General features: G+C 55.5%; 10 protein-coding genes. 5 read left to right on the top strand and 5 right to left on the bottom strand.

Annotation, left to right across the window (positions count from 1 at the left end; translation table 11 throughout):
- Positions 1-6: 6 nt before the first annotated feature.
- The 5 genes from QGM61_RS00955 to QGM61_RS00935 form a co-directional block, all read right to left on the bottom strand.
- Positions 7-753 carry an endonuclease/exonuclease/phosphatase family protein gene (locus QGM61_RS00955; protein WP_281131541.1) on the bottom strand — a complete coding sequence of 249 codons (747 nt, stop codon included), beginning with the start codon at positions 751-753 and terminating at the stop codon, positions 7-9.
- 2 nt (positions 754-755) lie between these two features.
- Positions 756-1,676 carry a universal stress protein gene (locus QGM61_RS00950; RefSeq protein ID WP_281131540.1) on the bottom strand — a complete coding sequence of 307 codons (921 nt, stop codon included), beginning with the start codon at positions 1,674-1,676 and terminating at the stop codon, positions 756-758.
- A 110-nt stretch (positions 1,677-1,786) separates the two neighbouring features.
- A complete protein-coding gene (gene speE, locus QGM61_RS00945) occupies positions 1,787-2,641 on the bottom strand; it encodes a polyamine aminopropyltransferase (protein ID WP_281131539.1) in 855 nt (284 codons plus the stop codon).
- Between the two features lie 12 nt (positions 2,642-2,653).
- Positions 2,654-3,145, bottom strand: a complete 492-nt coding sequence (gene speD / locus QGM61_RS00940; RefSeq protein WP_237133262.1) for an adenosylmethionine decarboxylase — start codon at positions 3,143-3,145, stop codon at positions 2,654-2,656.
- Positions 3,146-4,115: 970 nt separating this feature from the next.
- A complete protein-coding gene (locus tag QGM61_RS00935; protein ID WP_237133263.1) occupies positions 4,116-5,264 on the bottom strand; it encodes an acyl-CoA dehydrogenase family protein in 1,149 nt (382 codons plus the stop codon).
- A 159-nt stretch (positions 5,265-5,423) separates the two neighbouring features.
- Between QGM61_RS00935 and QGM61_RS00930 the strand changes: the two genes are divergently transcribed.
- The 5 genes from QGM61_RS00930 (at position 5,424) to QGM61_RS00910 (ending at position 12,371) form a co-directional block, all read left to right on the top strand.
- Positions 5,424-6,638, top strand: coding sequence for a 3-oxoadipyl-CoA thiolase (locus QGM61_RS00930; RefSeq protein WP_281131538.1), 1,215 nt, complete (start codon positions 5,424-5,426; stop codon positions 6,636-6,638).
- 28 nt (positions 6,639-6,666) lie between these two features.
- On the top strand, positions 6,667-8,769 hold the full coding sequence (locus QGM61_RS00925; RefSeq protein WP_281131537.1) for a 3-hydroxyacyl-CoA dehydrogenase NAD-binding domain-containing protein: 2,103 nt from the start codon (positions 6,667-6,669) through the stop codon (positions 8,767-8,769).
- Positions 8,770-8,799: 30 nt separating this feature from the next.
- A complete protein-coding gene (locus QGM61_RS00920; RefSeq protein ID WP_281131536.1) occupies positions 8,800-9,837 on the top strand; it encodes an alcohol dehydrogenase in 1,038 nt (345 codons plus the stop codon).
- 163 nt (positions 9,838-10,000) lie between these two features.
- Entirely contained in the window at positions 10,001-11,281 is a 1,281-nt protein-coding gene (locus QGM61_RS00915; protein WP_237133267.1) for a serine hydrolase domain-containing protein, read from the top strand.
- Between the two features lie 181 nt (positions 11,282-11,462).
- On the top strand, positions 11,463-12,371 hold the full coding sequence (locus tag QGM61_RS00910) for a DMT family transporter (RefSeq protein WP_237133268.1): 909 nt from the start codon (positions 11,463-11,465) through the stop codon (positions 12,369-12,371).
- The last annotated feature ends 75 nt before the right edge of the window (positions 12,372-12,446 follow it).

Genomic DNA, 12,446 nt, shown 5'->3' with positions numbered 1-12,446 from the left:
GAGAGCTCAGCCTCTGGTCAGTTCGATGTCCGTTATCAAAGCGCAGTGATCGGAAAATTCACGCCAATTGGTGCCTGAAAGCTTAACACAGTCGTGGATATCGAATCCGCGCAGATAAATGCGATCCATTGGCAGCATCGGGAAAAACGCTGGAAAGGTCTCCGCGCATTTGCCAAACACACTTTCATGCGCTTCCACTACACCCAGCTTCTCTTTCAGCGTGCGGTGTGTGGTGCGGCGCCAGTCGTTAAGATCACCTGCGATGATAAGCGGTGCCGTGTCAGGAACCTTGCGTTGGATATAGTCAATCAGGTGGCGTGTCTGTAGCTGACGTTCCCGTTCAAACAGACCAAGGTGAATACACAGCAGGTGTACGTCGTCGGAGATGGTGCCGTGCAGGAAGCCGCGTTGTGAGAAGTTCACAAACGAAGCGTCGATGTTATCCCAGCTGACAAAAGGCAGTTCGCTCAGAATGGCATTGCCGTGGTGTCCGTGCTGGTAGATTGCGTTCTTGCCGTAGGCGTGATGAGACCAGACCGTATCTGCCAGGAACTCCATCTGGGACTCGTCGGGCCAGTGTCGCAAACGTTTACGATGCAGAGAATGGTCGCCGACGACCTCTTGCAGAAACACCAGGTTGGCTTTGCTGGCGCGCAGATGGTCGCGGATATGAGACAGCACCAGGCGTTTGGGCCCCATGCTGAATCCTTTGTGAATATTCAGCGTCAATACACGGAAGTGGGTCTCTGACATGGTTATGCCGGTTGCGACTTGTGCTTCATGACGAGGACGTCGCAGGGGGTGTCGTAAAGAATTTTTTCAGCGGTGCTGCCAACAATCGCCTGTTCCACCACATTGCGCGACAGTGCACCGAGTACCAGGATGTTGGCTTTTTCGCGCTTGATCGCGTGTGTCAGCGTTTTTGCAACATCACCGCGGGTCATGACCAGATTCTGCTCATCAATATGATGCTCGTGAATCAATTCCAGCAGCCTGTCCCGGTGTTGTTGACGGACTTTGCGAATATACACCTCGGCATCGGTCACTTTGGGGAACATGGCGCTGAGATCAGGGAAGTAACAGTGAAATACGCGGGTATTGAGTTGCATGGCGCGGGCCAGGCTCGCTGTGGTCTCCAGCAACAGGTGATCCAGCGCATTCTGCTGCGCTTTGGCATGCATGGGGTCTACGGATGCCATCACGCAGCCGTCCTCAACCCAGGGCTGCGCTTTAACCAGAAGCAGGGGGGTTGGACAGTTTTTGACCAGGCGCCAGTCAGTGTTGGTGATCAGTATGCGTGCCAGCCGACCCGGTTTCTGAACACTTTTTAAAACCAAGTCCGGTTGTTCGCTGTCGATCAGCTTTAGCAATGCTTCAGAAGCGTTCTTGTCTGATGTAAAAACGCTGCGGGCTTCGATACCCTGGGCTTCGACGCGCTGCTGCAGCGCATCCAGTCGGTCCTGGTAATGCTCCTGAAATTTTTGCTTCTGAGAGGAGAAAAATCGTGCTGTCAGACCGCTCTGCGTACTTTCTTCCTGTGCCAGGACGTTCGCTTTGTTCATGACCAGCACGACGCTGGCGCGGTAGTAGAAACCCAGCAGAATGGCACGGTCAATTACGTGGTCTTTGTCATTGTCAGGGTCAACAATGACCAGTATTTTTTTTAGTTTTTCCACTGCCTGTGCCCTTGCCTTGCGGTTGCGTCAACAGCAGACATATTGGGTAATCAGCAAAGTGATTGTCAAGGTGGAATGTTCTGGCCCTGAGACCGGGATCAGGGCGCGTGCTACTGTTTGATAGCCCGTTGCAGGTAAGCGGGCAGCGCAAAGGCGCCGGCATGCAGCTCAGGCGTGTAGTAGCGGCTCTGGATGCCAGTCGCCTGCCAGCGCTCGCGCAACTCGGTCAGACTGGTCTGTCGTGCGGCTGGTGAGTCACTGGCCCAGGCAAAAGCCATGACTCCGCCAACATAGGTTGGCACGGCGGCGCAGTAGAAGTGCCAGTCCTCAAACAGCTTGCTGAATCGGGCAGCTGTGTTGGCTACTTCGTCAGTCTGCATGAAAGCCACTCCATTCTGGGTGACCAGAATGCCGCCCGGGTTGAGGCAGCGCTGACATCCACCATAGAAGTCTTTGGTGAAAAGAACTTCACCAGGACCCATTGGGTCAGTGGAGTCAGAAATGATCACATCGAAGCTTTGGTCAGTGGTCTGCACAAAGTCAAAACCATCACCAATCACGATATTTGCGCGCGGATCATCGTAAGCCCCGTCGCTATGGGACGGAAGGTACTGACGTGCCATGTCAATTACAGCCTGGTCTATCTCGACCTGGGTGATATGCTCAACGCTTTTGTGACGGCACACTTCCCGCAGAATTCCGCCATCACCGCCGCCGATGATCAGCACCCGCTTCACATTGCCGTGAGCAACAAGGGGTACATGTGTCAGCATCTCGTGATAGATAAACTCATCACGCTCAGTTGTCTGAACAACACCATCCAGTGCCATGACACGTCCGAACTGCGCATTCTCGAATATCACCAGGTGCTGGTGCTCGGTCTTGTGTTCGAACAGGATTTCGTCGACACGAAACGACTGTCCGTAACTCGCATAAAGCGTTTCGGTCCAACGTTGATCAGACATCTGAGACTCGGCTTATTCTTCGCTGGCAGGCTGCGTCAGGCCGCGCAGCTGCTCGCCGACGGTTACACGCGTCGGACGGAAGGCACCTTTAAGTACGGGTACGGCCTTCTCGGGCGCAGCATCGCCGCACATGAAGATATCAAAGGCGGCGTATCCGCGCTCAGGCCAGGTGTGTACGCTGATATGCGACTCGGCCAGTACCGCAACGCCGGAGATACCGCCGTTGGGGGTGAAATGATGCAGATGGATGTGCAGCAGGGTGGCACCACAGACTTCGACGCATTCGCGGAACTTGGCTTCCATCAGCTCCAGGTCGGTCAGGTTCTCTGCACCCCAGAAGTCAATCAGCAGGTGTGTGCCAGCGAATTCGAGGCCATTGCGCTGAATGAAGTGATCCTTGGCGTCCGCGTCCGGTTCTCCGGCAAATGTGGGCCATTCACTCTCATTCGCACTGGTGGCGGCTGGTTTGAGAGACTCTTTTTTAAAGGAGGAGATTGCACTCATTATCCTTTCCCCAAAAAAAGATGGCGGTGAACTCATAGACCGTCTGTATTGCTGTGATTAAGCAGTTGCCGTCTGGACTATAAGCCTCCACACCATGCGTGGTTGATTTCGGTGATTTTCTGATGCTGTTCTGCGGAAAACTGCATGAAGCGACAGAGGGGGAGCAGTTTATTGATTTTTTAGGGAATTACAAGTGGTTTTCTGACTTTTTTTGGTGTTCCGGCGGCGTTTTCTGGGACAACGCGTCCGACTCCGGAACCTGGGTGGCAGTCCTCGGGTACACCCTCGCTCCTTGCCACCCAGTCCCCGACACCTCGATTGGGCCGTATGCCGCGCCGCCAGCGGTCACAGAAACGCAGAGAACCTCATGTGATTCCAGTTCTTGGCGTTGCGGCGTGTTCTGGGTTCGGAGCGTCCGGCGCCGGAACCTGGGTGGCAGTCCTCGGGTACACCCTCGCTCCTTGCCACCCAGTCCCCGACGCCTCGATTGAACCGTGTCGCCACGCCGCCGGCAGTCAGAGAAACGCAGTGAACCTGTTGTGACCCCTGTTCTGGGCGATGACGGCGCGTTCTGGAATTGGTGCGTCCGTTGTTGGGATCAGGGCTTCAATCTTGAGGTTGGCACAAGGGGAGGGAGGTGGGTGTGTATAGAACCGCGGGAACTGGCACTGTAGTGAAATCGAGGTCTCGGGGATAGGGTGGCAAGGACGCACAACCCCCAATCGAGGCGCTGGGGATAGGGTGGCAAGGAGCGAGGAAAACCTGACGAGGACTGCCACCCTAGTTCCGGCGCCGGAAGCGCTGACCGAGGACTGCCACCCTAGTTCCGAGGCCGGAAGCGATGAACTGAGTCCCGAGCCGCGAAGCGTGCGAGGTCGAGTTCCGCCCCGCCGGGTGAGTGGCGAAAGGATGCGATCCGGGCGGGATGTGACACCCACCTCCCGGACCGCTACTGAACAGAAGTCAACGCTTAGCTGGCGTCGCGGATCATATTGCGGGCGATGATGATCTGCTGGATCTGCGAGGTGCCCTCGTAAAGACGGAACAGACGCACATCCCGATAGAAGCGCTCCACCGCGTATTCCGAGATATAGCCGGCGCCACCATGGATCTGCACTGCACGGTCTGCCACGCGTCCCACCATCTCAGTAGCGAACAGCTTGCAGGCTGCCGATTCCGTGCTGATGTTCTGTCCCTCGTCACGCTTGCGGGCAGCGTCCAGCACCATGCAGCGTGCCGCATAGGCTTCTGTCTTTGAGTCGGCGAGCATGGCCTGGATCAGCTGATGCTCGGCGATGGGTTTGCCGAACTGTTTGCGCTCAATGGCATAGTGCAACGCATCATCAATCAGGCGTTCAGCGATACCCACGCTGAAACCAGCGATATGCAGGCGACCGCGGTCCAGCACTTTCATGGCGGTGATGAAGCCGTCGCCTTCCTTGCCGATCAGGTTTTCTGCCGGTACACGACAGTCTTCAAAGATGACATCGCAGGTGAGTGAGCCGGCCTGGCCCATTTTCTTGTCGATTGCACCCAGGGTGATGCCAGGTGTGCCTTTCTCAACGATAAAGGCAGAGATGCCGCGTGCACCCTTTATATCCGGGTTGGTGCGTGCCATGACATTGAATGTATCGGCGACCGGACCGTTGGTGATATAGCGCTTGGTACCATTAATGATGTAGTGGTCACCGTCTCGAACCGCGGTGGTTTTTACTGAGCCGGCGTCGGAGCCGACATCTGGTTCGGTCAGACAGAAACAGCCCACCCACTCGCCACTGGCATATTTGGGGAGGAACTTCTGCTTCTGCTCTTCAGTGCCGTCGAAGACCACAGCCGCCGATCCGATACCATTGTTGGTACCCAGGATGGAGCGGAAGGCCGGCGACGTGCGACCCAGTGCTAATGCGACATAGATCTCTTCTTCCATGGTCAGGCCGAGGCCGCCATATTCTTCAGGAATGGTCATGCCGAACAGTCCGAGGTCTTTCATTTCCTGAATGATCTCGTCGGGAACCTTATGGGTTTCTGCTACTTCCTGCTCAACGGGAATCAGCCGTTCCCGCACAAAACGTTCAACCATATCAACGAGTTGGTTGAGAATTTCCTGGTCTCGGATCATGCGTAACCTCAAATAGTAAAAGCGCTGTTTTTTATCGAACGAAAGTTCGACATAATACCCCGAACGAGCGTCCGAGTCGAACTGCACGGCTCCAAAAGCTTGTGCTACCATTGCGGCCCTGCCGATTCTGTATGTTATGGGGAACAAGAGAAGAATTCTATGAGTCAGTTACAAGAAGCCTATATATATGATGGTGCCCGCACGGCTTTTGGTCGTCATGGCGGCGCGCTCTCACCGATCCGCCCTGATGATCTGCTGTCGCACGTCATTCGCAGCGTTGTGGGGCGCAATGTGTTTGACCCGGAGGCCTATGAAGACGTCATCATGGGCAATACCAACCAGGCCGGGGAAGATTGCCGCAATGTTGGCCGCTTTGCCGCGCTGCTGGCGGGTCTGCCAACAACGGTGGCCGGTCTGACTGTCAATCGCCTGTGTGGATCAGGGCTGGCTGCAATACTGGACGCCAGCCGGGGTGTCAAAGCCGGCGAGGGCTCTCTGTTCCTGGCGGGTGGTGTTGAGTCGATGAGCCGGGCACCACTGATTCTTTCCAAGGCCCAGACGGCATTCGATCGTGGTCAGCAGATCGCTGACAGTACGCTGGGAGCGCGATTCACCAATCCGCTGATTTCCAAGAACTTCGGCGATGACACCATGCCGCAGACGGCAGACAACATTGCCAAAGACCTGGGTATCAGCCGTGACGACAGCGATGCGTTTGCTGCTGCGTCCCAGTCGAAATATGAAACTGCACGTGCAGCGGGCTTTTTTCAGGAAGAGATTGTTCCGGTTGAAGTGCCTCAGGGGCGCAAAAAGCCGCCACTGGTGGTTGACGCTGACGAGCATCCACGCCCTCAATCGACTCTTGACGTGCTGAGCGGGTTGCGAACACTGTTTGATGGTGGTGTGGTTACTGCAGGTAATGCATCAGGCATTAACGACGGCGCCGCCGCATTGATCATCGGTGACGAGGCGATAGGACAGAAATACGGCGTAAAACCACGCGCACGCATCATCGCTGGCGCTGTGGCAGGCGTCGAGCCGCGTGTCATGGGCCTGGGGCCGGTCTTTGCCATTCGCAAGGCTCTGCAACGCGCCGGCCTGACGTTGAAAGACATGGACATCATTGAAATCAACGAGGCGTTTGCTACCCAGGTGCTGGGTTGTCTGAAGATGCTCGAGATCGATTTCAGCGATAAACGCGTAAACCCCAATGGTGGTGCGATTGCCGTGGGTCACCCGCTGGGTGCCTCGGGTGCCAGGATCGCCATCACGACACTGCGTCAACTCGAACGCACCGGTGGTCGATACGCAGTGATCAGCCTTTGTATTGGTATCGGTCAGGGCGTCGCAGCCGTCATTGAGCGACTCGACTAATCAATCATTCACTTACAAGGAATTTGCTATGTCTAGTGTAGTCAGCTACGAAATCGTCAATAATATCGGCGTCATCAAGGTCGACAGCCCACCCGTCAATGCGCTGTCGCAGGCAGTCCGCGAAGGTATTCTGGATGCTGTCAACGCCGCACAGAAAGATGACACTGATGCCATCGTTCTTATGTGTGAGGGTCGTACCTTTATCGCTGGTGCGGACATTACCGAATTCGGCAAACCACCGCGTGATCCATCACTGCCAGCCGTGCTGGGCGCACTGGAAAATTCTTCAAAGCTGGTTGTCGCAGCCATTCATGGCACAGCTCTGGGTGGTGGCTTTGAGACGGCCCTGGCCTGTCATTATCGTTGTGCCGTCCCGTCTGCCAAAGTCGGGCTGCCTGAGGTAAAACTTGGCATTCTTCCGGGGGCAGGTGGCACACAACGCGTTCCTCGTATAGCTGGGGTCAAGGCCGCCCTGGAAATGATTACATCCGGCAATCCTGTTGCTGCAGCAAAAGCAAGCGACATGGGATTGATTGATGAAGTGTTGGCTGGAAAAGACCTGAAATCAGAAGCAGTTGCCTATGCACGCGATCTGGCTGATTCAGGCGCACTGCTGAAACGTATTCGTGATATCAAGATTGACCCGGCAAGCATTGAACCTGGCTTCTTTGACGCCTACCGCAAGCAGGTTGCCAAGCGTGCGCGAGGTCAAATTGCTCAGGACCGCATCGTCTCTTGCGTTGAGGCGGCTGTGAATCTGCCCATGGACGAGGGTCTGGAAGTCGAGCGCAAACTGTTCTCAGAGCTTGTCAGCTCACCGCAGTCAAAGGCCATGCGCCATGCTTTCTTTGCCGAGCGTGAAGCTGCCAAGATTAAAGACCTTCCCAAAGACACACCAATCCGTGACGTCAAGCACGTTGCTATCATTGGCAGCGGCACCATGGGTGGTGGTATCGCCATGTGCTTTGCCAACGTCGGCATCCCTGTGACGCTGGTTGAGCTGAACCAGGAAGCACTGGATCGTGGTCTCGGCATCATCCGCAAGAACTACAGCATCACAGTTCAGAAAGGCAAGATGTCAGAAGCCGACATGGAAAAACGCCTGAAGCTGATCGACGGAACCACCAGCTATGACGATATCAAGAACGTCGACCTGGTCATCGAAGCGGTATTTGAAAATCCGGACATCAAAAAAGAAGTGTTTGGCAAACTCGATGCGGTCTGCAAGCAGGGCGCCATTCTTGCCACCAATACCTCCTACCAGGACGTCAACATGATCGCCGAGGCGACCAGCCGTCCGCAGGATGTGGTAGGCATGCACTTCTTCAGCCCTGCCAATGTCATGAAACTGCTGGAGGTGGTGCGTGGTGACAAGACAGCGGATGATGTGCTGGCAACAGTCATGAAACTGGGCAAGACCATTGGTAAAGTGTGTGCACTGTCACGTGTCTGCTACGGCTTTATTGGCAACCGTATGCTGCAGGGCTACGGTCGTCAGGCGCACATGCTGTTGCTCGACGGCGCTACGCCTACTCAGGTGGATGCCGCCGCCGAGAAATTCGGTATGGCGATGGGTCCGCTGGCAGTGGGCGATCTGGCAGGACTGGACATCGGTTACAAGGCGCGTCAGGCATTGGGCACCAAGCCAGATCCACGTACCTGCATCATCGCTGATGCGCTGGTAGAAATGGATCGTCTGGGTCAGAAATCAGGTGCCGGGTATTACAAATATGACGCGGCAACCCGTGCCCGTCAGGCAGACCCTGAAGTAGAAGCGCTGATCAAGGAAAAAGCAAAAGAGCTGGGTATCGAACAGCGTGACATCAGCGAAGAAGAAATTGTCGACAGGCTGTTCTTCCCGCTGATTAACGAAGGTGCTCTGATTCTCGAAGAGGGTATCGCCCAGCGCCCCGGAGATATCGATGTTGTCTACCTGTATGGCTATGGTTTCCCGGTGGCCAAGGGTGGTCCGATGTTCTACGGCGATCAGGTGGGCCTGAAGCAGGTCTACGATCGTATTTGTGAGTTCCGCGACAAGCTGGGCGCCGACTACTGGCAGCCGGCTCCGCTGCTGGAGAAGCTTGCCAAAGAAGGTAAGACATTCGCAGACTGGGCAAAGGAAAACGGCTGATCAATCCATAGCTCAACGACAGGAGCAGACATGATTTCTTACCAGACTGCGGCGCCGGGCGCGCCGCTGCAACGCGTTGAGTCCGATACGCCACAGCCGCAGGGTAGTGAAGTATTGGTGAAGATGGTGGCCTGCGGTGTCTGTCACTCAGACATTCACCTGCATGACGGTGAGTTCAATCTGGGCAATGACAAGAAGCTCGACGTGGGCAGATCCGGCCTGGTTCTGGGTCATGAAATCTTTGGTGAAGTAGTTGCCGTGGGGCCAGATGCGAAGGGTGTCGCTGTCGGTGACCGACGCGTGGTTTATCCCTGGATCGGTTGTGGTGAATGCGCCAGCTGCCGGCGCGGCGAAGAGCATTTATGTACACCGGGTCGCGGTCTGGGCACTGTCAATCAGGGTGGTTTTGCTGAGTATGTTGTGGTGCCTCACCCGCGGTACCTGTTCGACAAAGGTGAGGTTTCTGACTCGCTTGCATCGACATACGCGTGCTCCGGTCTGACTGCCTACAGCGCGCTGAAAAAGGTCGGTGCGCTGACCGATGGCGACGAGGTTGTGCTGATCGGTGCTGGTGGTGTCGGCATGATGGCGCTGCAGATTGCTCTTGCCATGGGCATCAAGCCAATAGTGGTCGACATAGACGACCAGAAACTGGCTGCTGCGGCAGAGCTCGGGGCGAAAGCGGTGTTTAACTCCAGTGATCGTGCAGCAAGCAAGGAAATCAAAAAGCTGACTGCCGGCGGTGCCTACGCGGCCATCGATTTTGTTGGCGCGGAGGCATCAGTCAACTTTGGTCTGGGCTGCCTGCGTAAGGGTGGCAAGATCATTATCGTGGGTCTTTATGGTGGAGCGTTGAACATGCCACTGCCGTTTATACCCATGAGCGCCCGTATTATTCAGGGTACCTACGTTGGCAGTCTGCAGGAAATGGGTGAGCTGATGGAGCTGGTTCGAGCTGGCAAAATTGCACCTATCCGCATTGAGGAACGCCCACTGGACCAGGCCACACAGGCGCTGGCCGACCTCAAAGCGGGTAAAGTGCAGGGTCGTGTAGTGCTTCGCGGCTGAAAAAAAGAACACAATGCAAAAGCCCCGGTCAGGATTTGAACATCCGGTCCGGGGCTTTTGCATTTCTGTGATTTGATTGGCATTTGTCCGTCAAGATCGCTATTCTCGAATTCTGCCCTGAAAACCAAAATACCAAAACGGGTCACATAAGAGGAGAAGCTCCATGAAGCCAGCTGCCAGACAATTGCGCCGTCTTGCCCTGACGGCCGCGCTACTGACACCCCTGTCAGCAATCGCGCAAACCCCCGAATCCGGACTGCCCATGGCCGAGCCAGAAACTGTCGGCATGTCCTCCGAACGCCTGCAACGTATTGATGACTTTACCCAGCGTTATATCGACGATGAGATGGTTGCCGGCACAGTAACGCTGGTCGCGCGCAAGGGGCGTGTTGTGCATTTCAGTGCGCAGGGTATGAAGGATGTTGAACGCAATCAGCCGATGACAAGGGACACCATTTTTCGCATGGCATCGATGACCAAACCGATCGCCTCCGTCGCCTTGATGATGCTTTATGAAGAAGGCTGGTTCCAGCTGGATGATCCTATCTCGGACTGGCTGCCAGAATTCTCTGACATGATGGTGCAGGTTGAGGACGAGGCGGGCAACACGCGGCTTGAACCGGCCAGAACACCAATCACGTTTACCCACATACTGACTCACACTGCCGGACTGATGAACAGTTACCGGGGTGACGTAGCCCGATATTCCCGTGTGTCCCAGGTCATGGGTGACGAGGACCTGGCCAGCTGGACTGAGCGGCTGGCAACTCTGCCACTGCGTTACGAACCAGGCACGCGCTGGGAGTATTCAGCTGCGACCAGCGTTGTCGGTCGTCTTGTGGAAGTCATTTCGGGGCAGGACCTGGATACGTTTTTCCGCGAACGCATTTTTGAACCGCTTCAGATGCGTGATACCTACTTCTACCTGCCGCCAGATAAGGTCAATCGCTTTGCCACACTTTACGGGCCCAATCCTGACGATGAAAACCGTATGATGCTGACCGAAGTTGGCGACAGCAACAGTCGCTATGTCGCAGAGCCGCGTAATTTCTTTTCAGGTGCAGGTGGTCTGGTATCTACAGCGCATGACTATGTGCGTTTCCAGCAGATGATGCTCAATGGCGGTGAGCTGGATGGGGTCAGATTGCTTGGCAAGAAAACAGTAGAACTGATATTTGCCAATCACACTGGCGACCTGCCATTGTGGTTGAGTGGTCCTGGTATGGGCTTTGGGCTGGGTTATTCCGTTGTGCTTGACAGGGCAGAAGCCCACACGTCTGACAGCGAAGGTTCGGTGTCCTGGGGCGGCGCATTCGGCACTCTGTTCTGGATTGATCCGGAGGAGGAGCTGGTGGCAATCATTTTGACCCAGATCCGTCCTTACAGCCACATTCGCATCCGCGAAGGATTCCACAATGTCGTAAATCAGGCGATTGTGGATTAGGTTAAAAGATTCGTTTTTCACGTCGCCTGCAGTGTGTCCTATCGACACTGCCGGCGACGTTTGTCTGCAGAGATCACCACCGCCAGTCGTTTGTGTGCGCGGGATATTTCCTGAAACTGTACCTGTTCGCTCGCCGATAAAACGCGCATAATGCGCGCAAATTTTCTTAAGAGTAATCTCCATGACCCTGCGGGAATGGTTCTGGATCGTATTTCTGGGTGCGGTCTGGGGCGGCTCATTTATTTTTAATGCACTGCTGATTCGGGAGTTGAGCCCGCTGTGGGTGACAGCGTTTCGTGTTGGTATTGGTGCGCTGGGCTGCTGGCTGTTCCTGATGGCGATGCGTAAGGCTGTGCCGCGCGATCCGGTTTTATGGTTGAAGCTTGGATTGCTGGGCGTGCTTAACTACGCCATTCCGTTTGCCCTGTTTCCGTTAGCGCAGGCGCAGTTGGCCAGTGGTGTGGCGGCAATCATCAACGCACTGACGCCTATCATGACGGTGATCGTGTCGCATTTCTGGCTTAATGGCGAACGCATGACCTGGAGTAAAACGGTTGGTGTGGTTGCTGGTTTTTCCGGGGTTGCGATTCTGGCGTCTCCAGCACTGCTGGCCGACGGCAATTCGCGGGTATGGGCAATCGGCGCCTGCCTGTTGGCGACCCTGTGTTATGCGCTGGCTTTGAACATTGTGCGTAGCTTCCGGCATGTCGAACCCACGGCACTGACGTCCATAGCTTTAACCGGGTCAGCCGTCGCAGCCATTCCTGTGGCTTTGGCTGCGGATGGTTTGCCTGTGATGGTGATGCCATCTTCCTGGGCCGCGGCGCTGGCGATTGGTCTGATCTCCACTGCGTTTACATTTCAGATCATGTACCGCTTGTTGCCGCTGGTTGGCGCAACCAATTTCTCCACGACCACGCTGATTGCGCCAATCTCTGCCATTATCCTGGGTACCCTTTTTCTGGGAGAGACCATACTCCCATCACACCTGCTGGGTATGGCCGTGATCTTTCTGGGGCTGACTTTTATAGACGGTCGATTGCCACGCTTGTTGCGAGGCATGTTCGCCAGCGCAACACAGTCTGAATAGTCCAGTACCAGCTGCCCTGGTTGTAGAACGAGTGGCACGTAACTTTACGGAAATCACTTCTGCTGCAGATATACG

Origin of the sequence: Pseudohongiella sp. SYSU M77423 (assembly GCF_029911965.1) — a bacterium.
In the GTDB taxonomy this organism is placed as follows: Bacteria; Pseudomonadota; Gammaproteobacteria; order Pseudomonadales; family Pseudohongiellaceae; genus Pseudohongiella.
Note: the sequence above shows the minus strand (reverse complement) of the source record. Positions and strands in the feature narration are given on the sequence as shown.